The organism is Flavobacterium sp. (assembly GCF_965284515.1).
Taxonomy (GTDB): Bacteria; Bacteroidota; Bacteroidia; order Flavobacteriales; family Flavobacteriaceae; genus Flavobacterium.
Map to the genome: position 1 here is coordinate 394,612 of NZ_OZ260089.1, position 24,200 is coordinate 418,811.

20 protein-coding genes are annotated in these 24,200 nt (G+C 30.3%); 13 read left to right on the plus strand and 7 right to left on the minus strand.

Annotated elements, in window-relative coordinates:
* Window positions 1-3: 3 nt before the first annotated feature.
* Complete coding sequence (accD, locus tag ACQ65T_RS01905) at window positions 4-858, plus strand: acetyl-CoA carboxylase, carboxyltransferase subunit beta (RefSeq protein WP_430399417.1); 855 nt, start codon at window positions 4-6, stop codon at window positions 856-858.
* A 66-nt stretch (window positions 859-924) separates the two neighbouring features.
* On the opposite strand, the gene ACQ65T_RS01910 is transcribed toward accD, so the two are convergent.
* Window positions 925-2,175, minus strand: coding sequence for an ABC transporter permease (locus ACQ65T_RS01910; protein ID WP_430399418.1), 1,251 nt, complete (start codon window positions 2,173-2,175; stop codon window positions 925-927).
* 142 nt (window positions 2,176-2,317) lie between these two features.
* Here ACQ65T_RS01910 and purH point away from each other — a divergent pair, with 142 nt between their 5' ends.
* Genes purH through rodA form a run of 6 tightly spaced genes read left to right on the plus strand, consistent with a single transcriptional unit; the run spans window position 2,318 to window position 9,448 of the window.
* Window positions 2,318-3,844, plus strand: coding sequence for a bifunctional phosphoribosylaminoimidazolecarboxamide formyltransferase/IMP cyclohydrolase (gene purH / locus ACQ65T_RS01915; protein WP_430399419.1), 1,527 nt, complete (start codon window positions 2,318-2,320; stop codon window positions 3,842-3,844).
* A gap of 58 nt (window positions 3,845-3,902) precedes the next feature.
* Window positions 3,903-4,931, plus strand: coding sequence for a rod shape-determining protein (locus tag ACQ65T_RS01920; protein WP_430399420.1), 1,029 nt, complete (start codon window positions 3,903-3,905; stop codon window positions 4,929-4,931).
* A gap of 9 nt (window positions 4,932-4,940) precedes the next feature.
* A complete protein-coding gene (gene mreC / locus ACQ65T_RS01925) occupies window positions 4,941-5,765 on the plus strand; it encodes a rod shape-determining protein MreC (RefSeq protein WP_430399421.1) in 825 nt (274 codons plus the stop codon).
* A complete protein-coding gene (locus tag ACQ65T_RS01930) occupies window positions 5,766-6,269 on the plus strand; it encodes a rod shape-determining protein MreD (protein WP_430399422.1) in 504 nt (167 codons plus the stop codon).
* Window positions 6,266-8,191 carry a penicillin-binding protein 2 gene (gene mrdA, locus ACQ65T_RS01935; protein ID WP_430399423.1) on the plus strand — a complete coding sequence of 642 codons (1,926 nt, stop codon included), beginning with the start codon at window positions 6,266-6,268 and terminating at the stop codon, window positions 8,189-8,191. The genes ACQ65T_RS01930 and mrdA overlap by 4 nt, the downstream gene beginning before the upstream one ends.
* Window positions 8,192-9,448, plus strand: coding sequence for a rod shape-determining protein RodA (rodA, locus tag ACQ65T_RS01940; RefSeq protein WP_430399424.1), 1,257 nt, complete (start codon window positions 8,192-8,194; stop codon window positions 9,446-9,448). It abuts the gene before it with no gap.
* Here the strand turns inward: rodA and ACQ65T_RS01945 are convergent, their stop codons facing one another.
* Complete coding sequence (locus ACQ65T_RS01945; protein WP_430399425.1) at window positions 9,449-10,234, minus strand: DNA/RNA non-specific endonuclease; 786 nt, start codon at window positions 10,232-10,234, stop codon at window positions 9,449-9,451.
* A gap of 50 nt (window positions 10,235-10,284) precedes the next feature.
* Here ACQ65T_RS01945 and ACQ65T_RS01950 point away from each other — a divergent pair, with 50 nt between their 5' ends.
* Complete coding sequence (locus tag ACQ65T_RS01950) at window positions 10,285-10,791, plus strand: hypothetical protein (protein WP_430399426.1); 507 nt, start codon at window positions 10,285-10,287, stop codon at window positions 10,789-10,791.
* Between the two features lie 41 nt (window positions 10,792-10,832).
* Here the strand turns inward: ACQ65T_RS01950 and ACQ65T_RS01955 are convergent, their stop codons facing one another.
* A complete protein-coding gene (locus ACQ65T_RS01955) occupies window positions 10,833-13,001 on the minus strand; it encodes a carboxy terminal-processing peptidase (RefSeq protein WP_430399427.1) in 2,169 nt (722 codons plus the stop codon).
* A 148-nt stretch (window positions 13,002-13,149) separates the two neighbouring features.
* Here ACQ65T_RS01955 and surE point away from each other — a divergent pair, with 148 nt between their 5' ends.
* The 5 genes from surE to ACQ65T_RS01980 all read left to right on the plus strand — a co-directional run bounded on the left by surE (window position 13,150) and on the right by ACQ65T_RS01980 (window position 18,096).
* Window positions 13,150-13,917: a 5'/3'-nucleotidase SurE gene (gene surE, locus ACQ65T_RS01960; RefSeq protein WP_430399428.1), complete on the plus strand. Its 768-nt coding sequence runs from the start codon at window positions 13,150-13,152 to the stop codon at window positions 13,915-13,917.
* A 92-nt stretch (window positions 13,918-14,009) separates the two neighbouring features.
* Window positions 14,010-14,285, plus strand: a complete 276-nt coding sequence (locus tag ACQ65T_RS01965; RefSeq protein ID WP_430399429.1) for a hypothetical protein — start codon at window positions 14,010-14,012, stop codon at window positions 14,283-14,285.
* On the plus strand, window positions 14,285-15,400 hold the full coding sequence (gene lpxB, locus ACQ65T_RS01970; RefSeq protein WP_430399430.1) for a lipid-A-disaccharide synthase: 1,116 nt from the start codon (window positions 14,285-14,287) through the stop codon (window positions 15,398-15,400). The genes ACQ65T_RS01965 and lpxB overlap by 1 nt, the downstream gene beginning before the upstream one ends.
* Before the next feature lie 18 nt (window positions 15,401-15,418).
* Window positions 15,419-16,063, plus strand: a complete 645-nt coding sequence (locus ACQ65T_RS01975) for a C40 family peptidase (protein ID WP_430399431.1) — start codon at window positions 15,419-15,421, stop codon at window positions 16,061-16,063.
* A 17-nt stretch (window positions 16,064-16,080) separates the two neighbouring features.
* Window positions 16,081-18,096, plus strand: a complete 2,016-nt coding sequence (locus ACQ65T_RS01980; protein WP_430399432.1) for a ComEC/Rec2 family competence protein — start codon at window positions 16,081-16,083, stop codon at window positions 18,094-18,096.
* A 2-nt stretch (window positions 18,097-18,098) separates the two neighbouring features.
* Here the strand turns inward: ACQ65T_RS01980 and ACQ65T_RS01985 are convergent, their stop codons facing one another.
* Genes ACQ65T_RS01985 through ACQ65T_RS02000 form a run of 4 tightly spaced genes read right to left on the minus strand, consistent with a single transcriptional unit; the run spans window position 18,099 to window position 24,167 of the window.
* Window positions 18,099-18,560 carry a thioredoxin family protein gene (locus tag ACQ65T_RS01985; protein WP_430399433.1) on the minus strand — a complete coding sequence of 154 codons (462 nt, stop codon included), beginning with the start codon at window positions 18,558-18,560 and terminating at the stop codon, window positions 18,099-18,101.
* 54 nt (window positions 18,561-18,614) lie between these two features.
* Complete coding sequence (locus tag ACQ65T_RS01990; protein WP_430399434.1) at window positions 18,615-20,420, minus strand: peptide MFS transporter; 1,806 nt, start codon at window positions 20,418-20,420, stop codon at window positions 18,615-18,617.
* A gap of 29 nt (window positions 20,421-20,449) precedes the next feature.
* Entirely contained in the window at window positions 20,450-21,994 is a 1,545-nt protein-coding gene (locus ACQ65T_RS01995; RefSeq protein ID WP_430399435.1) for a peptide MFS transporter, read from the minus strand.
* Between the two features lies 1 nt (window position 21,995).
* A complete protein-coding gene (locus ACQ65T_RS02000) occupies window positions 21,996-24,167 on the minus strand; it encodes a S9 family peptidase (protein ID WP_430399436.1) in 2,172 nt (723 codons plus the stop codon).
* Between the last annotated feature and the right edge of the window lie 33 nt (window positions 24,168-24,200).

The window sequence follows — 24,200 nt, forward strand, 5'->3', positions numbered from 1 at the left end:
GATATGAGTTGGTTTAAAAGAAAAGAAAAAGGTATTCAAACAGCTACCGAAGATAAAAAAGATGTCCCTAAAGGATTGTGGTACAAGACACCTACAGGTAAAGTAATAGATACTGACGAGTTGGCTAGAAATCTTTGGGTAAGTCCAGAAGATGATTTTCATGTAAGAATTGGAAGTGCTGAATATTTTCAAATTTTATTTGACGATAATAAATTTAAAGAATTGGATGCAAATATGACATCAAAAGACCCTTTAAATTTTGAGGATACAAAAAAGTATGATGCACGATTAAAGGATGCAATTACAAAATCTGGCTTAAAAGATGCGGTAAGGACTGCTGTTGGAAAATCAAAGGGAAATGATTTAGTAGTTGCTTGTATGGATTTTGCTTTTATTGGAGGTTCAATGGGAGCAGTTGTTGGAGAAAAAATTGCTAGAGGAATAGATTATTCAATTGAAAATAAAATTCCTTTCGTAATGATTTCTAAGTCGGGTGGAGCAAGAATGATGGAAGCAGCTTATTCGTTAATGCAAATGGCTAAAACTTCTGCAAAATTAGCGCAATTAGCTGAAGAGAAAATACCTTATATTTCTCTATGTACAGATCCTACAACAGGAGGAACAACAGCATCTTATGCAATGCTAGGAGATATTAATATTGGTGAACCTGGTGCCTTAATTGGATTTGCAGGACCAAGAATTGTAAAAGACACAACAGGTAAAGATTTGCCTGAAGGATTTCAGTCTTCTGAGTTTTTATTAGAACACGGTTTCCTTGACTTTATTACTCATAGAAAAGAGTTGAAAGATAAAATCAATCTTTATATAGATTTAATTTTAAATCAAGAACTTAGATAAATAAAAAAAAACCATTCAAATTATGAATGGTTTTTTTTTATTTATCTATATTTTGACGCTATTATTTTACATACCAGTTCGAATTGCCTCAACTGGATCTAGTTTTGAGGCTGAAATTGCAGGAATAATTCCCGAAATTAGACCTATAAGTGCGGCTAGTCCAGTTCCAAGCATCATGTTTTGAAAACTTAAAACAAATTCAAAATCAAGTGCTGCACTTAATCCTAAGGCGCAAAACCATACAAGTAGCATTCCTATTAAGCCACCTATTACAGAAAGTATAACAGCTTCAAATAAAAACTGAAATAAGATAAATCTGTTTTTAGCTCCTAACGCCTTTTGAATACCTATTAAGTTGGTTCGTTCTTTTACAGATACAAACATAATATTAGCAATACCAAATCCTCCAACAAGTAATGAAAAAAGACTTATAATCCAGCCAATCATATTCATCTGGCCTACAATATTATCAATGAAATCTGTAAATCCTGATAATACATTCATGAAGAAGTTGTTAATTTCTCCAGTTTTAACTCCTCTATGAGTTCTTAGTTTTTGTGCTAACTCCGCCTTAAACTCATCAATGTCAATTGATTTTTCGGGTTTAATTAAAATTGCAGGAGTCAAAGTTTTATTATTATCTCCATACATTCTTCTTAAAAAGTTCACCGGAAAAAATACTGCAATATCGCTACTGTCACCAAACATGCCTTGACCTTGTTTTTTTAAAACACCAATTACAGTAAGTTTTTGCCCATAAAGACGTACTTTCTTTCCTAATGGATCAGACTCTCCAAATAAACCTGTTGCAACTTCACTTCCAATTACAATTACTGGATTTCCAGAATTTGATTCTGATTCGTTAAACAGTCTTCCTTTCTCAACTTTAACAGGTTCTATGTCAAAAAAGTCGCTTGTAGAAGGCTTCACTCTAATTGAGTTTACAGTCTTTGATTCGTATTTAATATTTTCGTTTCTTGTAAACAAATTGAAAGAGATTTTGTCTATCCCTTTTAATGATTTTTTTAGGTACTCAAATTCATCATAAGTAACATTCGGAAATTGTTCGCGCTTCCATCTTTCTACTTCTGAAGGGCCAAAAGAAAAACGCATTAAATAAATAGTATTTAAATCCATGTCACTCAAGTCCTCTTTAATCTTTTTGTCCATAGAGTCAACTGCTGCTAAAACAGCAATAATAGAAAATATACCTATTGTAACTCCTAATAAAGATAAAAGAGTTCTAAGTTTATTATTTCTTAATGCATTTAAAGCAAAGCCTAAACTTTCTTTTAATAATCTTATATATAAAATCATAATTTGATGTCAATATGTATTAGTAGATTGAAGTAATAATATGTTACAATTTTATTGATAAAAAAACAAAAAACTTCTTGCTAAACTTTTGAATGTTAAGTTTTCAATAACTACTTTTGCAACTCAAAACAACACTACAAAAATGAACACTACAAAATCAATTCAATCGGCATTAATTTCAGTATTTGACAAAACAGGTTTAGAGCCAATAGTTAAGTCTCTTCATGAAAAAAATGTTACTATTTATTCAACAGGAGGAACAGAATCATTTATTAAAGGATTAGGAATTCCGGTTGTAGCGGTAGAAGATGTTACTTCATACCCTTCAATTTTAGGAGGAAGAGTAAAAACATTACACCCAAAAGTATTTGGTGGAATTTTAAATCGTCAAGATAATCCAAGTGATGTTGCTCAAATGAAAGAGTTTAATATTCCTCAATTGGATTTGGTTATTGTAGATTTATATCCTTTTGAAAAAACAGTTGCATCTGGTGCGATTGAGGCTGATATTATTGAAAAAATTGATATTGGTGGAATTTCTTTAATTAGAGCTGCTGCAAAAAATTTCAAAGACACGGTAATTGTTGCTTCAGTGGATGATTACGCAACGTTTTTAGATTTTTACACACATGGAAAAGGCAATACAACTTTAGAACAAAGAAGATTACTAGCAACAAAGGCATTCCATGTTTCTTCAAACTATGATACAGCTATATTTAATTATTTTAATACTGATGATACTTTTTATAAAGAGAGTATTGCTAATGGGCAAGTATTAAGATATGGTGAAAACCCACATCAAAAAGGATTTTTCTTTGGTGATTTTGACAAAATGTTCAAAAAATTAAGCGGTAAAGAATTGTCATATAACAATTTGTTAGATGTTGATGCTGCTGTTAATTTAATGTCAGAATTTAAAAATGACATTCCAACTTTTGCTATTTTAAAACACAATAATGCATGTGGAATTGCATCTAGGGATACGATGAGGGAAGCTTATGTAGACGCATTAGCTGGTGATCCAACTTCTGCTTTTGGAGGTGTTTTAATTGCTAACGGAAATATCGATTTGGCTACAGCCGAAGAAATTCACAATCTGTTTTGTGAAGTGGTAATTGCTCCTTCATTTGATGAGGATGCTATTCAATTGTTAGAAGAAAAGAAAAATAGAATTTTATTGGTACAAAATGATGTTGTTTTACCTTCAAAACAAGTTCGTACTTGTCTAAATGGATTATTAATTCAAGATAAAAACAATATTACAGACAGTATTACAAATTTGAAAACTGTAACTAAAGTTGCACCAACAAGTGAAGAAATAGAAGATTTATTATTTGCTTCTAAAATTTGTAAACATACAAAGTCTAATACAATTGTATTAGCAAAAAACAAGCAGCTTTGTGCATCTGGAACAGGGCAAACGTCAAGAGTTGACGCTTTGAGACAAGCAATTGAAAAAGCAACTTCATTTGAATTTGACTTAACAGGTTGTGTCATGGCAAGTGACGCTTTCTTTCCTTTTCCAGATTGTGTAGAAATTGCTAATAAGGCTGGAGTAACTGCGGTTATTCAACCTGGAGGTTCAATTAAAGACGAATTAAGTATAAATTATTGCGACGAAAATAACTTATCAATGGTATTTACTGGAACACGTCATTTTAAACATTAATTTTATTACATTTGTAACATAGTCGCTATTTTAAATATTTAACACCCGAAAAAAGCTTATGGGATTTTTTGATTTCATGACTGAGGACATCGCAATTGACCTTGGTACCGCAAATACCTTAATAATTCACAATGACAAAGTTGTAATTGACAGTCCGTCAATTGTAGCTCGTGATAGAATTACTGGGAAAATAATCGCTGTTGGAAAAGAAGCCAACATGATGCAAGGTAAAACACATGAAAACATTAAGACCATTAGGCCATTAAAAGATGGTGTTATTGCAGATTTTGATGCTTCTGAAAAAATGATTAACCTTTTCATTAAAAGTATTCCTGCTTTAAAGAAAAGACTATTTACACCTGCTCTTAGAATGGTAGTATGTATTCCTTCTGGTATTACCGAGGTTGAGATGCGTGCTGTTAAAGAATCTTGTGAGCGTGTAAATGGTAAAGAAGTATACTTAATACATGAACCAATGGCAGCAGCTATTGGAATTGGTGTAGATATTATGCAACCAAAAGGAAATATGATTGTAGATATAGGCGGCGGTACTACTGAAATTGCAGTTATTGCTCTTGGTGGTATTGTTTGTGATAAATCTGTAAAAATTGCAGGTGATGTATTTACAAATGATATTATTTATTACATGAGAACACAACATAATTTATTTGTAGGAGAAACTTCTGCAGAGAAAATTAAAATACAAATAGGAGCAGCTACTGAAGATTTGGATAACGCTCCAGAAGAGATGTCTGTTCAAGGTAGAGATTTGTTAACAGGTAAACCAAAACAAGTTGATGTTTCTTACAGAGAAATTGCTAAAGCTCTAGACAAGTCCATACAAAGAATTGAAGATGCAGTAATGGAGACGTTATCTCAAACTCCTCCTGAATTAGCTGCAGATATTTATAATACCGGTATTTATCTTGCAGGTGGAGGATCAATGCTTAGAGGATTAGATAAACGAATATCCTTAAAAACAGACCTTCCAGTTTATATTGCAGAAGACCCTTTAAGAGCAGTTGTAAGAGGGACTGGAATAGCTCTTAAAAACATTAATAAATACAAAAGTATCCTTATAAAATAAGAAAGATAAATGCAGCAAATAATAAACTTTATATTTAAAAACAGCTATAAATTGCTGTTTTTGCTGCTTTTGGGTATTTCATTAACATTAACTATTAAATCGCATTCTTACCATAGAAGCGAGTATATTAACACAGCAAATAGTATTTCTGGTTCGGTATATCAAAAAATAGACAATACGAATGAATATTTAAGTTTAAGAGAAAAAAATTTAAGACTTGCAGAAGAAAATGCCCTTTTGAAAGAAATTTTATTTAATAAAAAAGATACAACCTTACCAAGTAAAAATATTCATTCAGAACAATTGTTTGACATAAATGTAAGAATGTCTAAAGTAATTAAAAATGTTTTTAACACTAGAGAAAACTATTTAACCTTAAACTCTGGAAGTATTGATAGTATTAAAACAGACATGGGAGTTGTAAATGAAAAAGGGGTTGTAGGAATTATTGAGAAGACGTCGAAAAATTACTCTACTGTTTTGAGTGTACTTAATACTAAATCTAGAATTAATGCAAAAATTAAAAACTCAGACCACTTTGGTTCTTTAGTTTGGGATGGGAAAAATGTAGGATACGTTCAGTTAATCGATGTTCCTAGGCTTGCATCATTAAGGAAAGGTGACTCAATTGTAACTGGAGCTGAATCTGAAATATTTCCTGAGAATATTCCAATTGGAAAAATTGATAAGGTTTTCATTGACACTAAAACTAATTACTATACAATTAATGTAAGATTATTTAACGACATGACTTCATTAGGGTACGTTTACATTATCGAAAATAAAAAGAAAAAAGAAAAACAAAATCTAGAACAAGAAACTATTAAAAAATAAGTGAATAATAATTTATTAAACATATTTCGATTTATAATTTTCCTAGTTATTCAAATTTTGATATTCAACAATATTAATTTACTTGGATATATAAATCCTTATCCCTATTTGTTATTTATACTTTTGTTCCCGGTAAATGGAAATAAATCAGTTTTATTGTTGTGTAGTTTTACCATAGGATTGTTACTTGATATGTTTTTAAATTCTGGAGGCGTTCATGCTGCAGCTTCATTAATTTTAGCTTTTGCAAGACCTAGTTTGTTTAAATTTTCTTTTGGATTAAGCTACGAATATCAAACCGTCAAAATTGCAGATAAATTAACGCCAGAAAGGATTACTTTTTTGTTCTTAGCAGTTTTCATTCATCACTTTATACTTTTTTCATTAGAATACTATCGTTTTAGTTTAATTGTTTCGGCCTTAATACGAACTTTATCAACCACTTTATTTACATTGCTTTTTTGCTTATTAATTATCTATTTAATTAAACCTTCTAAACGATGAGAAAAGCTGTATTACCATCGGTTATTATTGTTACAACAATAATATTAATTGCTCGTATATTTTATTTGCAAGTAATTGATGATACATTAAAGCTTAAATCTGAAAACAACGCAATAAAAAAAGTATTTGAATTTCCAGAGAGAGGTTATATTTATGATAGAAACGGAAAGCTTTTAGTAGCTAATCAACCATCTTATGATATTATGGTTGTTCCAAGGGAAATGAAAGATATTGATACTTTAGAATTTTGCCAACTATTAAATATAACTAAAGAGACTTTCATAAAAAAAATTGAAAAAGCAATTGTTTATAGTCCGAGACTACCTTCTGTTTTCTTGGCACAACTAAACAAAAAAGAGTATGCCGGTTTTCAAGAAAAAGAACGAAAATTTGAAGGCTTCTATGCTCAAAAAAGAGCATTAAGAGATTATCAAGTTAATTATGGAGCAAATATTTTTGGTTTTATTACTCAGGTAAATGAAGGGATTATTAAAAAACAACCCTATTACAACAGTGGCGATTTAATAGGAAGACAAGGTGTTGAACAAGAATATGAAGAAACATTAAGAGGCGTAAAAGGAGTAAAGTATTTATTAAGAGACAAACACAATAAAATTATAGGACCTTACAAGGAAGGTCTATTTGACACTATTGCAAAACAAGGAAATGATTTAACTCTTACAATTGATGCTGAGCTTCAAAAATACGGAACAGAATTAATGATTAATAAGCGAGGAGGAATTGTAGCTATCGAACCTAAGACAGGTGAAATTCTAGCATTAGTTTCTGCACCTACTTATGATCCCGCATTACTAGTTGGTAGACAAAGATCAAAAAACTATACAGCTTTGTATTATGATTCAATTGCAAAGCCACTATACGATAGAGGTTTACAAGCAGAATATCCGCCAGGTTCACCATTTAAAATTGTAACTGGTTTAATTGGTCTTCAAGAAGAGGTTATTGATGAACAAACTACTTTTTATTGTAATCACGGATTCAATTTTGGTAGATTCATGGGTTGTCATTGTGGGTTACATACTTTGCAGTTAAACAATGGTATCTATAAGTCTTGTAATAGCTATTTTGGAAATGTTTATAAAAGGACTATAGAAAAGTATACTGATTCCTATTACAGTGTTGATAATTGGAATAAACATGTAAAAAGTTTTGGTTTAGGTCAATTTCTTGGTACTGATATGCCTACAGGAAGAAAAGGTTTAGTTCCTGACTCAAAACTTTATAAAAGAGTTTATAATGGAGCAACAATTAGAAGTTCATATATAATATCAAATTCTATTGGCCAAGGAGAGGTTTTAACAACTCCTATACAATTAGCAAATATGATGGCAGTTGTTGCAAATAAAGGTTATTATTATACGCCTCATATTGTTAAAAGTATTAAAGGAAAAAAATTAGATAAAAAATTTACAACAAAACATCAAAGTACTATTGATGAAAAATATTTCGAACCTGTAATTAAAGGTCTTGAAGATGTTTATAATTTTGGTACTGCTTCTGGATTAAAGGTTGAAGGACTAAGAATTTGCGGAAAAACAGGTACAGCTGAAAATAAAATAAGAGTTGCAGGTAAAACTTATCAATTGAAAGATCACTCTATATTTGTGGCTTTTGCGCCTGCTGAAGACCCAAAAATAGCTATTGCTGTATTTATCGAAAATGGGTATTGGGGCAGTCGATGGGCAGGACCAATAGCTACTTTAATGATTGAAAAATATGTAAATGGGGAAATATCTAGGACTGATTTAGAAACTAGAATGTTAAATGGAAGTATTCAAGATGAATACCGTAAAATTGAAAACATCATTTACCAAAGAAACGAAACTTATACTAAGGTGAAAGATTCAATAAATAAAATTGAAATCAAAAAATTAGAAGCTAAAAAAGAAGAAGAAAATTAAATGAAGAATCAAAGTATAGGAAACAATATTGATTGGTTAACACTCTTGCTATACATGATGTTGGTTATAGGTGGCTGGATGACTATTTATTCCGCTTCATTGCCGTTAGAAGAAACATCATTGTTTGATGTAACCCAAATTTATGGAAGACAAATGCTTTTCATTGGATTAAGCATACCACTTATTTTAGCATTATTATTAACTGATGCAAAGGTTTTTGAAAGATTATGTTTTGTGTTCTATGGACTAGGTATTATTTTGTTACTTGGCTTATTTGTTTTTGGAGTTACTAAAAAAGGGCAAACAAATTGGTATCAATTTGGAGGTTTTGGATTTCAACCTTCGGAATTTGTAAAAACAGGAACAGCTTTATTATTAGCTAAGTATCTAAGCTATTCACAAGTTAATTTAGCAAAAACCAAACATCAACTTATTGGTTTTGCAATTATAGGATTACCAATATTGTTAATCTTAATGCAACCCGATGCAGGAAGTGCAATGATTTTTTTATCTCTAATTTTTGTATTGAATAGAGAAGGATTGCCATCATGGTACTTAATTTCTGGAGTAGTGGCAATTATTTTGTTTTTTTTGGCGTTGTTGTTAAACCCACTTTACATTATTATTGCTGCTTTTGTAGTTATGCTTTTACATTACATTACAAATAGAAAAATATCAAGAAACCCAATAATATATTTCTTAGTATTTATTTTAGTTGGGGCATTTTCTTTTTCTGTTAACTACTTGTATAATGATGTCTTAGAGCCACATCAAAAAGACAGAATAGATGTATTAATTGGCGACAATGTAGATTTAAAAAATGAAGGATACAACCTAAATCAATCAATGATTGCAATTGGTTCAGGTGGCTTGCTAGGAAAAGGATACCTAGAAGGTACTCAAACTAAGGGCGGATTCGTTCCAGAGCAGCATACAGATTATATATTTACAACTGTTGGTGAAGAGTGGGGCTTTTTAGGTAGCGTATTTGTTATTTTGTTATTTGCATCACTCTTTTTGCGTATTTTGTATTTAGCAGAAAGACAAAAAACCAAATTCAGTAGAGTTTATGGTTATTGTGTTGCTACATATTTATTTACTCACTTTTTTGTAAATATAGCCATGTTGATTAAGTTGTTTCCAACAATTGGTGTACCATTACCATTTTTCTCGTATGGAGGTTCAAGTTTATGGGCGTTTACAATAATGCTGTTTATTTTTATTAAGCTAGATGCCAATAAGGTAAATGAGTGGTAATTAAAAACTCCATTTCTTATAATTTGAGTTTCTTTCAAGTTCATCTTCGATAAAATCTTCAAGTTCTGGAAAAAAATCAATCCCTGTTACTTTTTCTATTTCATCTACCGATACTGCAAACTCATATAGGGATTTTTCTGATTCTCTATGTGGTAGTAAAAAACCAATCATTCTTTTTTTATCCTTAGTTAATAGTATCTTGTAAAAATAATTTGGGACAGAAACTTTTTCTTCACCTATTGTTTTCAAATTTGGCACTAAAACACCTCCAGTTATAACATAAACCCCATCATATTTACTGGCCCAATATCTTGTTTTTTGCTCAAGTCTATTCCATATTCCTGCATTAAATTTATATAATTGTGGAGAAGCATTTGAAGTAAAAAAAGTCTCTTTATATAATTCATATGATTTTTTTCTATCTCCAGCTGGGCAAAGATGTCCTTTATTATAACCTGATTTCTTATAATTTCTCCAATCAGCAGATTTTGTTCCTACTAATGGATCTTGATTAAAATAAGGCCTGTTGTAATTATTAGTGTTTGAAAAATCAGAATCATTTAACTCATAAGCTACCCATTCTGCTTGTTCGTGTTTCTCAACATATGAAAAGCTATATGCATCATGAGAATATATTTTTCCAGAAGTTGAAGTTGGTAAAAAATTAAACTCACCTGAAATTCCATCTGAAATTTCTTCAGTGTTTAAGTTTTCTATTTCAATATGTTTACAAGATGTAAAACTGATAATTAATAAGAATGAAATAAAAGAATTATAATTAATCATTAAGGTGTTGTTTTTGTTAACTTTGTAAATATAATTTTAATTAAATAGATATGAAAACAAAACATTTTTTAATCATAATGATTCTTGGACTTCAATTTTGTTTTTCACAAGTACCTACTTCCGATAGTCTTGCTTTAAAAACAGCAACATTGAAAATTGAGAAAGCAGAACATGAAAGAATTAGCTTAGAGAAGCAAATGGCTTTAGAAAAAGCTGAAAAAGAGCGTATAAAAGAGTTTGAAAAAGCTGAAAAAGAAAGAGAGAAAGCTGAAAAGGATAGAAAAAAAGCTGAACAGGAGGTAAAAAAGCTTGAAAAAGAACGTAAAAAACTTGACAAAGCAAGAGCAAACGTTGCTAAAGATAAAAAAAGAATTTCATCGCAAAGTAAGGATATAGTAAAGGAAACTGAAAAATTTGAAAAACTTAAAAGAAAAGGAAAGCTTTCTCCAAATGATGAAATTAAATGGCTTGATAAATTAAAAAAGAAACAAGAAAAACTTAAAGACTTAGAGAATGATTTAAAAAAATCAGAACGAAAATTAGATAAATTAGATTAAAAAAAAGCCTCTAAATATTTTAGAGGCTTTTTAAATTGTTTTTAGTCAACTCTTACAAGTTTTTTCTTCTTATTTTGAGCAATAGGCTTAACATCATTATATACTTTTAAATCAGAAAGAATATTAACACCCTCATCTATATAAACATCTTTTTCCATATCGTCATACCAACGCTGTCTTTTCTCCTTTAAAAGCTCATCTTTTTCTAAAACAACAGCTTCTTCAGGTAGAGATGTAAATATTAATTTATTATGAAAATTTGAAATTGCTTTAAACTTTTTTAATTGGGCATCAGAATCATCAATTTCCTTTTTAAACACATCTATGTTTAAACTGTAATCATTAATATCTTTTCTTTCAAAAATCCACTTTGCATTTTCAGTTATTAACTTAAACTGTTCGTTTACATCAATTCTTGCTTTACTTTTTGCTATTATTGGTTCAAACCCAGAAAAAACCGGCTTATAGCTTGCTTGTTCAATCTTATCCCAAGGTAATGCCTCTTTTTCATCACGCTCACCCATATCTAAAAAAGCAAATCTATCTGGTAAAACTACATCACTTAAAACACCCTCACGTTGTGTTGAACCCCCATTAATTCTATAAAACTTTTGAGTAGTCGTTTTTAAAGCTCCCATATCCCCATAAGAACTACCTCTAATAAATTGATTTAAATCAATTACATTTTGAACAGTTCCCTTTCCATAGGTATGCTTACTTCCAATAACTACACCTCTTTTGTAATCTTGAATAGCTGCAGCAAATATCTCAGAAGCTGAAGCTGAAAAATTATCAACCATTACTACTAATGGACCAGTCCATTGCACTCTAGAATCTTTATCTGAAAGAATTTCAGGTCTTCTGTTTGGAGATTTAACCTGAACTATTGGTCCTTGTTCAATAAACAATCCCGTCATATTAACTACAGTCTCTAAAGAACCTCCTCCATTTCCTCTTAAGTCAATTATTAAACCTTTTATGTTCTGTTTTTTTAACTTTTCAATTTCAATTGCTACATCTTTAAATGCATCTCTTTCGTCTTTATTATCAAAACTTATGTAGAATTTAGGCAAATAAATAATACCATACTTCTCCCCTTGCTTATCAATGATTGATGACTTAGCAAAAGTTTCTTCCGTTTCAACCTCATCACGAATAATTGAAATTACTTCTAAAGTTCCGTCTACTTTTTTAACTGTCAAACGAACCTCAGTACCTTTTGGTCCTTTAATTTTTTTCACAACATCATCTAATCGCATTCCAGCAATATCTAATGGTTCTTCATCTCCTTGGGCAACTTTAAGAATTAAATCTCCAGCTTCGAGCTTTTTTCCTCTCCATGCCGGACCTCCGGAAATTAATTCAGAAACTTCAACAGCATCATTTTTCTTTTGTAATCGTGCTCCAATTCCTTCAAACTTACCACTCATACTGATGTCAAATTTATCTTTATCATCTGGTGAAAAATAAAATGTATGAGGATCAAAACGCTCCACTATAGAATTAATAAAAATTGAAAACCAATCATTTCTGTCTAGTTCTTTTTCAATAAAATCAAAATATTCATTTAATGATTTTAAAGAATTTTCTCTAGCTTCTACTTCAATTTCTTTAAAAGTTTTAATTACGTATGTTGAGTCTTTTTCTTTTTTAGTAGTTTCAATTTTTTGTTTATCAATAATACTTGGTAAAATAGAAAGTTTTAATTGTTTTTCCCATCTTTCACTAATACCCGATTTTGTTTTAGCGTTAGCTTGTTTTTCATATTCAACATTAATCATTTCATTAGTTGAAAAATCCAAGGGCTTACTTAAAATTTCTTTATAAATATCTCTTGATTCATGTACTCGCTTAAGCAATCTAGCATTTGTTAAATCAAAAAAAGTAAGGTCTTTGTTTTTAATCATATCATCAATAGACGTTTCATATTTTGAAAACTCATCCATGTCAGATTGCAAGAAAAAACGCTTTGACGGATCAATTGCTGTTAAATATTTAGCGTATACATTTTTAGAAAACTCGTCATCCATAGCAATTGGACTATAATGCCCTTTTTCCAGCACAAGAGTTAAAAGCTCAAGTAATACTTTATCTTTCTCAGGATCTTCATTTTTTGTAGTAGGAACAAAACTCCATAACACTGCAGAAAGTGCAGTTATAAGTAAAATTATTTTATAATTTCTTTTCATAAAATCAACAATTCGTTTCATTAATAAAATTTTCAACTAAGGTACATAAAAAACCATGCCATAAAAACGTAATATACGATAATTTTTTGTTAAAGATTACTAATGAGATTAACACTTAATCTTATTTTTTACGTTTAAATTAATTAAATTAGCCAAAAATATATTAGTAATGAATAAGCCTCTTATTTTAGTTACCAATGACGATAGTATAGTTTCTCCTGGAATAAGAACTTTAATCGAAGTCATGAAAACCATTGGAGATGTTGTTGTTGTTGCTCCCGACAGTCCTCAAAGCGCCATGGGACACGCAATTACAACTAACAACACATTACATATTGATAAAATAAAATTAGATACCGAATTAGAACATGAATACAGTTGTTCTGGCACTCCAGTTGATTGTGTGAAAATTGCTGTAAATGAGATATTAAAAAGAAAACCTGACTTATGTGTTTCTGGAATTAATCATGGCTCTAATTCTTCAATAAATGTAATTTATTCAGGGACAATGAGTGCTGCAGTGGAAGCCGGAATTGAAGGGATTCCTGCAATAGGATTTTCTCATTTAGATTACAGTTGGGAAACTAATTTAGAACCTATTAAAAAATGGGTAAAAAAAATTACGCTTGAAGTTCTTGAAAAAGGTTTGCCCGAAGGTGTTGTTTTAAATGTTAATTTTCCGAAAGAAAAAACAGGAAAAATAAATGGCGTTAAAATTTGCCGTCAAGCAAAAGCCAACTGGGAAGAGAAATTTGACAAAAGAACCAATCCGCAAGGTAAAGAATATTATTGGCTTAGTGGTGAATTTGTAAACAAAGATAAAGGACAAGATACTGATGAATGGGCATTAGAAAATGGCTATGTTTCAATTGTGCCTGTTCAGTTTGATTTAACTGCACATCATGCCATACAAACAATTAATAATTGGGATTTATAATTATGAAATGAGCACGACCATAAACTGGTCTCAAACACTAATGAAGAAATGCGAATTACATATGACCAATAAAAAACAATAAAAAGCTACATATGAAAAATAAGAAAGATTTAATAATTGGGGTTTTATTAGGAATTATTGGCGCAGTTGTAGGTTGCTTCATTTTCCTTCAATTCTTTACAGATTTTGGATTTATCGAAGGAGTAACCGCAATGAACAAAAGAGGAATTTTAAACAAAGTAATAACACTTGGTGCCATTTTAAACCTTATTATCTTTTTTATTTTATTGCAAAAAAACAAAGATGTTATGGCAAAAGGGGTTGTCTTGGCTATGTTTATTATTACTCTTATAACTTTGATAATGTAATGAAATACTACATCATAGCAGGAGAAGCATCAGGAGATTTACATGGTGCCAACTTAATGAAAAACTTGTATAAAGAAGATCCAAATGCTGAAATACGCTTTTGGGGCGGTGATTTAATGCAAAATGTTGGCGGTACTTTGGTAAAACATTATCGCGAACTTGCTTTTATGGGGTTCCTTGAAGTAATTTTAAATTTAAAAACCATTTTAAACAATATAAAAATTTGCAAAAAAGACATTGAACAATTCAATCCTGATTGTATTATTTTTATTGATTATCCTGGTTTTAATATGCGAATTGCTACTTGGGCAAAAGAAAGAAAAATTCCTACACATTATTATATTTCACCCCAAATTTGGGCCTGGAAAGAAAATAGAATTAAAGCTATAAAACGCGATGTCGATTTCATGTATGTTATTCTACCGTTTGAAAAAGAATTCTATGAAAACAAACACAATTTCCCTGCAACATTTGTTGGTCATCCGTTAATCGATGCCATTGAAGACAGAAAAGACATATCTATTGAAGCATTCAGAAAAGAACATAACTTAAGCGAAAAACCAATTGTAGCATTGTTGCCAGGAAGTAGAAAACAAGAAATTGCAAAAATGCTGTCTATTATGTTGTCTGTAGTTTCAGATTTTCCAGATTATCAATTTGTAATTGCTGGAGCGCCAAGCCAGGATTTTGAATTTTACAAACCATTTTTAAACAAAAAAAACATTAAATTTATATCGAACAAAACCTACGACTTATTAAGTGTTTCGCATGCAGCACTTGTAACATCAGGAACGGCGACTTTAGAAACTGCTTTGTTTAAAGTTCCCGAAGTAGTTTGCTATAAAGGAAGTTGGGTTTCATATCAAATTGCAAAACGCATTATTACATTAAAATACATTTCTTTAGTAAATCTAATTATGGACAAAGAAGTAGTTAAAGAGTTAATTCAAGACGAATTGAACACTAAGAATTTAAAAATAGAATTAAAAAAAATCACTGAAGGAAAAGATAGAGATTTGATGCTTGAAAATTATCAATTATTAGAATCTAAACTTGGTGGTTCTGGCGCAAGTGCAAAAACAGCTCATTTAATTGTTGATTCATTAAAAAAATAATTCATTAAAAATTACATTTTGAAAAAAATCATCTATTTCATACTATTCACAATCACTTTTATAAGTTGTAAATCAAAATCTAACATTGTTACTTCTAAAGAGGTAGCTATTGAAAAAGGAATTTACGAATACAACAAAGACAAAAGCATTCTAATTGCTAAAAAGACCGCAGAAAAGAAAGCAAAAAAAGAACAAAAAGAAAAAGAGAAACAAGATGCAATTATTGCTAAATCTGAAAAAAAGAAAAAGGAAGTTGTTGTAAAAAAATCCGAATTAAATAAACAAGCTATAAATGTTGTTGAAAGTGCGAAAGGTTTTTTAGGAACTCCTTATAGATATGGAGGAACTAGTTCAAATGGATTAGATTGTTCTGGATTGACTTGCACATCTTATAAAGAAGCAGAAATTGAATTGCCTAGAACTTCAATTGCTCAATCTGAAGAAGGAAGAAAAGTCAAAAAAGCAAAAGCTAAACCTGGCGATTTAATATTTTTTAAAACCAGTAGGAAAAATGTAATTAATCATGTTGGCATAGTTACCGAAAACAATGATGGAGAAATTAAATTTATTCACGCTTCAACAAGCAGCGGTGTTGTAATTTCATCATTATTAGAATCTTATTACCAAAAAGCATTTGCAAAAATCAAAAGGATAATCGAATAAATTTTTAAAAATTAATTTTGAAGGCGTTAAAATTTCCAATAATTCCTATTACACTATTTTTAGTGATTGGAATCGTATTTGGTTCTTATTTTAAGTTCGATTTTTCAGTTTATGTTATTTCAACTTTAATTACACTTTCATTTTTTACCTTTTTACATTTTTTAAAAAAAGAGACTAACAGTATTTTCCTTTTTGGGCTAATTACATATATAATAGCATTTCAATTAGGGATTATTCTTCAATATTTTCATTACGAAAAGAACCAAGAAACACATTATACTCACTTAGTTCCAAATAAAGAAAAAGTTTTCTTAAAAGGAATCATTAAAAGCATTGCCAAGCCTTCTAAAACCAAAGACAAATATATTGTTGAAATATCTAAAATAAACAACTCTACTGTAAGCGGAAAAACACTAATTTATATTCCGAAAGAAAGTAATCTTAAATTAAAACCTGGATTACATTTTTCAGTTATTACAGAATTATATCCAATAAAAGACAACTTTAATCCGTATCAATTTAATTACGCGAGGTACATTGAAAAGCAAAACATATTCCATCAAATATATGCTTCTGAGAAAAATTTAAAGATAAGCAGTCAAGAAAAAAACTTTGATTATTACCTATTTGAGATTAGAGAGAAGTTATTAAACAGTTTTAATCAACATTCTTTTGTCCAAAAAACAAAAGGTGTAATAAATGCATTATTATTTGGACAACGTATACTTTTAGACCCTGAAACCATTCAGTCTTATTCAAACGCTGGCGTAATACATATTTTAGCTATTTCTGGGCTTCATGTGGGAATTATATATCTTATTATAAGTTTATTATTTAAACCGCTTAATCGCATTAAAAACGGAAAAATTATAAATTTAACTTTAGTAATAGGAATACTTTGGTTTTTTGCTTTCTTATCTGGATTATCACCTTCGGTTACAAGAGCGGTTCTAATGTTCTCAATTTTAGCCATAGGAAAACATTTTAACCAACAGACAAAAACAATCAATACAATTGCAGTTTCTGCATTACTATTACTTTGCTATAATCCGAATTATGTTTTTGACGTTGGTTTTCAATTGAGCTATGCGGCGGTGATTTCTATTGTTTTACTGAATCCTTATTTTAAATATTTTCGCTTTTCTAAAAACAAAATCATAAATTATTCAACTGATATTATTTTAGTTTCTTTAGCTGCACAAATTGGGGTTTTACCACTTAGCATATATTATTTCAATCAATTTCCGGTGCTTTTTTTAGCAGCAAATATTATTGTAATTCCATTAACTACAATAATCTTGTTTTTAGGAATGATTACTTTGTTTTTTAATTTTATTTCAAATACAATAGCTTTATTTTTTGGAATAGCGCTCTCAAAAGTAATTGAACTTATGAACCAATACATTAATTGGATAGCTCAGTTTGATTCATTTGTAATTAAGAATATTTCTTTTTCGTTACTTCTTTGTTTTACATCTTACATATTGATTTCTACATTAATTTATTGGACGTATCATCCAAGCTCTAAAAATTTTAAATACGTTTTATTCGCAGTAATTTCATTACAAATATGTTATATTTCAACTAAATACGAAGAAAACAGTAGTGAAGAGTTAACTGTGTTTGGAAGTAAAAACAGTTTAATTACAATTAAACAAAAAAATAAAATTATAGCATTTACAAATAATCCTGAAGAAAACTCAGAAAATATATCGCAATACAAAAGAGGAACATTCACAGAAAACGTATCTATTCTTCCTCTAGAAAATGTTCTGTTATTTAAGAATATTAAAGTATTAATCGTAGATAGTTTAGCAACGTATAAAATTTCGCAAAAACCAGATGTAATTATTCTTACACAAGGCACAAGAGTTAACCTTGAAAGGCTTATAGAATTAAACCAGCCAAAAGTCATTATTGCAGACAATAGCAATTCGAAATACAAAATTGAACGTTGGAAAGCTACCTGTATTAAACAAAAAATCCCTTTTCATAGCACGTATGAAAAGGGACTTTATATTATTAGAAAATAAAATTATTTCTTTAATATTTTATTTGCTTCGGCCAACCATTTAGAAGGGCCGCCAGCTACATAACCAGTACTTCCTAATCCCACAAGATTTGTCTTACCTTCTTTTTTCTCAGGATTAACCAACCAAATTGTTGGATAACCTCTTACCTGAAACATGTTTTGTAATTCATAATTTTGCTTTTTCACAGCCTCATCTTGAGGTGTTCTTCTTGGGAAATCCAATTCAACTAAAATTACATTATCCTTAGCCCATTTTGCAAAATCATCAGTTTTTAAAACTTCTTTTTGTAATCGGATACACCATCCACACCAATCTGAACCGGTAAAGAACAATAATAATGGTTTTTTCTCTTTTATTGACAATTCTGAAGCTTTAGCCATATCGGTATGCCAAGTTAGATTTTCTTGAGCATTTACAGCTAGAGAACTAACTACTAATAAAAGGGTAACTAATATTTTTTTCATAATTTACTTTTTTATAAAACAAATTTAAGCAACAAAGATGCCAAACTTTGTTTGTTATCTAACACCGTGCATTAATTTTTTGATAACTGGCGTCATTAATATTGAGAATGCAGCCATTACTAAAGAAACAATTGTTAGCATCCAGAAGAACGAACTTAAACCTGATTCGTTTGCAATTGCATCAATTTTTTCACCAAACATACCTGCCCCTTTCATACCAATTGCAACTGCTAAGTACCAAACACCAAACATAAATGCAATCATACGAGCAGGTACTAATTTACTTACATAGGAAAGTCCAACTGGCGAAATACATAATTCTCCCATAGTATGAAATAAGTAAACTAAAATTAACCAAATCATACTAACAGACGCTGTCTTTGCACCTGGCTCAATACCTGTTGCTCCAATTGCTACACAAGCCATTCCTAAAGCTAATAATCCCATTCCAATACCATATTTCATGTTTGCAGAAGGATTGAATTTACTTTCCCACCATTTAGAAAACAATGGCGCTAATGATATAATAAATAATGAGTTTAATGTAGAAAACCATGTTGCAGGAACTTCGGTAATTGCAGTAGTTACTTTTTCAATTTTAAGCATTTCTAATGTTCCGTCAGATAAAGATAAATATCCTGCAGTATAAAAATCTTTCATAAGCATCCAAATAGCAATACCCCAAATAATTACAAAACTAGTTGCTAATATAATATTTGCGACAGCATAATCTTTAAATGTTTGTTTAAATAATAAGTATAATACCCAAGTAATAATTGCTAATGGAACAATTGTAATCAATGAGTTTACAATTAAGAAAAAAGTACTCCAATTACCTTCCAAAACTCTATCTGTATAATCACTTGCAAATATTGTTAGTGAATTAGGTGATTGTTCGAAAATTGCCCAAAAGAAAATAGTTAAAAATGCGAAAAATGTTACTGCAATTAGCTTTTCTCTTGTAATTTGAGAATACTTCATTAAACGAGTTACTAGTAAATAAATAAATAAAAGTAAAGCCGTAACAATAGCAATACTGTTTCCGTTTTCACCTAGGAAACCAAAAATATTAACTTCACCACCTGAAATTTTAGAAGCTGGATCATTAATAATCCATAACAACCCTAAAGTCGAACAAACAGCAATAATACCTAGTTCTAATTTTGTAAAAGGATTTCTAGTATCTGTATCTGCTGCTTCTGATTTTGCTTTACTTTCAGCTGTTGGTTTAAGACCAATATCTCCAAAAATGTTTTGAGACAACCAAAATTGTAACATCCCAAAGAACATAAAAATTCCAGCTAATCCAAATCCGTAACTCCAACCTACTTTTTCACCTAAATATCCACAAAGTAAAATTCCGAAGAAAGCTCCAGCATTTACACCCATGTAGAATAATGTATAAGCTCCATCTTTTTTCTCTGGTCTGTCTTTATACATTTCAGAAATGATAGAAGTCATATTTGGCTTGAAAAATCCGTTTCCAAAAACCAATAAAATTAGTCCTAAGTAAATTGAAAATTCAGTTTCAACCGCCATAGAAGCGTGACCTAAAGTCATTAAAACAGCACCAACAACAACTGCCCATCTAAAACCAATAATTTTATCGGCAAAATATCCACCTAACATAGTAGATAAATATACTAAACCAACATATGAACCAAAAAGTGCAGATGCATTTTCTCTAGTCCATTCCCAACCACCATCTACAAAAGAAGAGGTTAAAAATAATATCAATAATGAACGCATTCCGTAGAATGAAAAACGCTCCCACATTTCTGTGAAAAATAGTACAAATAAACCAGCTGGGTGACCTAAAACTGGATTTTTAAAAAATTGATCCGTTGAATTTTGACTCATAATTTGACTTATATAGTTTTATGTTAATTTTAGTTATTTAATTCTTTATCTACTCCGTGCATTAATTTTTTAATGACAGGCGAAAGTACTAAAAGTAATGCTCCAAAACCTAATCCAGTATAGAATAAGTATTCGAATAATTTTAAATAACTCTGTTTAGCAATGTTTAAATCTGGCGCTAAACCGTTTGAAGTATCTACAGAGGCAATATTAGCCAATACAGAAGCAATAAATTCAGAACTTGCAGTTGCTAAGAACCAAACTCCCATCATGAACCCGACAATTTTAACTGGAGATAATTTAGTTACTGCTGAAAGCCCTACTGGTGATAAACACAATTCTCCACAAGTGTGTAAAAAATAGGTTAAGATTAACCAAATTGCAGCCACTTTACCTAAACCAGAAACATTAATTCCCATTACTAATGCTCCAAAACCAAGCCCAACTAACATTAATGCCAATGAGAACTTAACTGCTGTATTTGGATTATATTTACCCATTTTTACCCATAACCAAGCAAAAACTGGTGCTAGTAAAATAATAAATAATGCATTGAAGCTTAAGAAAGTTCCTGCTGGAATTTCTGTTCCAAAAACAGTTCTATCAAGCGCTCTATCTGCGAAAAGGTTCATCGATGTATATGCTTGCTCAAATAAAGCCCAAAAAACAATTGTAAAAACAATTAAAATAGTCAAAGCAAATAATTGCTCTCTTGCTTTTCCATTTAATTGAGTAATTGCATAATAAACAATATAAATAAATGAAACCGCACCTGCTAATTGTAGTGAATACGAAACCACTTCATGACGTTGAACTACTTGCCAAAAAATCAAAGTTGACAATACGCTCAATCCATAAATAATCCATTCGTTTTTAATTCCAAAAGAAGTTTTCTCTAAATACTCAGGTGCATTTGACTCACCTTTACCTTGAAGTAATTTTCTTCCTGAAATAAACGTCATTAGACCAAAGAACATTCCTATTCCTGCTGCTCCAAATCCATAACTCCAACCGTACGTTTCACCCAACCAAACACAAATGATTGTTGCTAAGAACGATCCAAGGTTAATTCCCATATAAAATAAAGTAAACCCAGAATCTCTACGTTTGTCACCTACTTCATATAATTCTCCTACTAATGATGATATATTTGCTTTTAAAAATCCAACTCCCAAAATTATAAGTGCGAGAGAAAAATAAAACACTTGTAGAGCAAAATTATCTCGTGTTATTTCACCAGTCATAGATTGCGTTGCAGCATTTCCCTCGAACGCCATTCCTAAATGCCCTAAAACAAGCATAATACCTCCAAAAACAATTGCTTTTCTAAAACCTAAATATTTATCGGCAATAAAACCTCCAATAACAGGCACTGCATAAACTAGAGCAGCATAACTTCCTACTAATAAATTACCTGCATCATCTGAAAACAAATGGTACTTTACTAAATAAAATACTAATAAAGCTTTCATTCCGTAGAATGAAAATCGCTCCCACATTTCTGTAAAGAACAATATAAATAATGCTCTTGGATGTCCGAAAAACGTTTTCTCTTCAATATTCATATTGCTCATATTATAATTTTTCTAAGATGAAATTAGTCATTTTTGTGTATAATTGAAGGCGTGTTTTACCACCGTAAATACCGTGATTTTTATCCGGATAAATAGCCCAATCAAATTGTTTGTTTGCTTGCACTAAAGCTTCAACCATTTTCATTGTATTTTGAACGTGCACATTATCATCTGCAGTTCCATGAATTAAAAGATAATTCCCTTTTAATTTATCTACATGGTTAATTGGTGAATTTTCATCATAACCACTTGCATTCTCTTGTGGCGTACGCATGTATCTTTCGGTATAAATACTGTCATAATATCTCCAGCTTGTTACTGGCGCAACTGCAATTGCTGTTTTAAACACATCGTTACCTTTTAAAATACAGTTACTTGACATGAAACCTCCGTAAGACCAACCCCAAATACCAATTCTAGAAGCATCTACAAATTCATAACCTGCAATAACTTTTGCAGCATCAATTTGATCTTCTACTTCATATTTCCCTAATTCTTTATACGTGCATTTTTTAAAATCGGCACCTTTAAAACCAGTTCCTCTTCCGTCTACACAAACAACTATATATCCTTTTTGAGCCAACATATAATACCAATAATCATTGTAGCTGTTCCATTGGTTTGCAACCGATTGTGAACCTGGACCAGAATATTGATACATTAAAACTGGATATTTTTTGGTTGCATCAAAACCGGTTGGCTTAATGATCCAAGCATTTAACTTGTTCCCTTTTTCTGTAATTATAGGGAAAAATTCTTTTGGCGTAATGTTATATGCTGCTAGTTTGTCTTCTAAACTTTCGTTTGAAACAATTTTTTTAACTTCATTACCAGAATTAGATTCGTTTAACGTATAAACTGGAGCCTTAGTGGCACTTGAAAAGGAGTTAATAAAGAAATTGAAATTTGGACTAAATGTAGCGTTGTTAGTACCCGTTTGTTTGGTTAATCTTTTTTTATTTTTACCTTTTAAATCAATTGAATAGACATCTCTATTAACCGAACCGTTTTCAACTGATTGGTAAAAAACTTTATTTGATTTTGCATCAAAGCCATAATAAGCAGTTACTTCCCAACTTCCTTTTGTAATTTGGTTTTTCAACTTACCGTTTTTATCGTAGTGATAAATATGATTGAAGCCGTCTATTTCAGATGTCCAAATAAAACTATTGTCAGCTAAAAAAGTAAGATTGTCCGTAACATCAACATAAGCTGCATCTTGTTCTTTTAAAACAATATTTGAAACACCATTTGTAGCATTTATAAAATGTAAATTTAATAAATTTTGATGTCTGTTAAGAATTTGAGCACTTAAAGTATTATTATCGTTAGTCCATTTAATTCTTGGGATATAAAAATCTGTATAGTTGCCTAAGTTAATATCTGATTTTTTATTTGTTTTTAAGTCATAAATATGCAATGAAACCAAAGCGTTTTTTTCTCCTGCTTTTGGATATTTAAACACTTCTTGCGTTGGATATAAACCCAGGTTATACATATCCATTGAAAACTGAGGCACTTCTTTTTCGTCGAAACGAATAAAAGCAATTTTATCTCCAGATGCGTTCCACTCATAAGCTTTTACAAAAGCAAATTCTTCTTCGTAAACCCAGTCAGTAACACCATTGATAATTTCATTCTTTTTACCATCTGTAGTAATTTGAACAGTAACGTTTGAAATTAAATCTAACACATATAAATTATTTTCAAAGGCATAAGCAATTTTAGTTCCGTCGGCAGAAAATGAAGGTTCTTGAATTGCTTTATCGTTAACTAAACGAAGTTTTTTAGCGTTAACATCATAAATATGATATGTTGCTGTAAAAGAACGTCTGAAAATTGGAGACGAATTTGAAGCAATTAACAACTTGTCTTCGTTTTTATTGAAAGTATAAGAATCTATACTGTTAAGTTCAGAATGATTCTTTGTATCTATTAAAGTTGACACTTTATTTAAAGTTGCAAAATCATACAAATCTATTTGCATTGATCTTGATGCTCTATCATAATTTAAAACAGTATATTGGTTTGTATTTTTCATAGAATGAAGTTCATCCATACCTTCAGTTCTAAATTTTCCTGACCAAATTTCTTCTAATGAAATTTTTTGCTGAGCAGTTATTGTAAATACATTTAAAAAAATAACAATTGCTACAATACTAAGTTTATTCATTTTATAGTTTTTAACCCCCAATTTTAGTGAAAA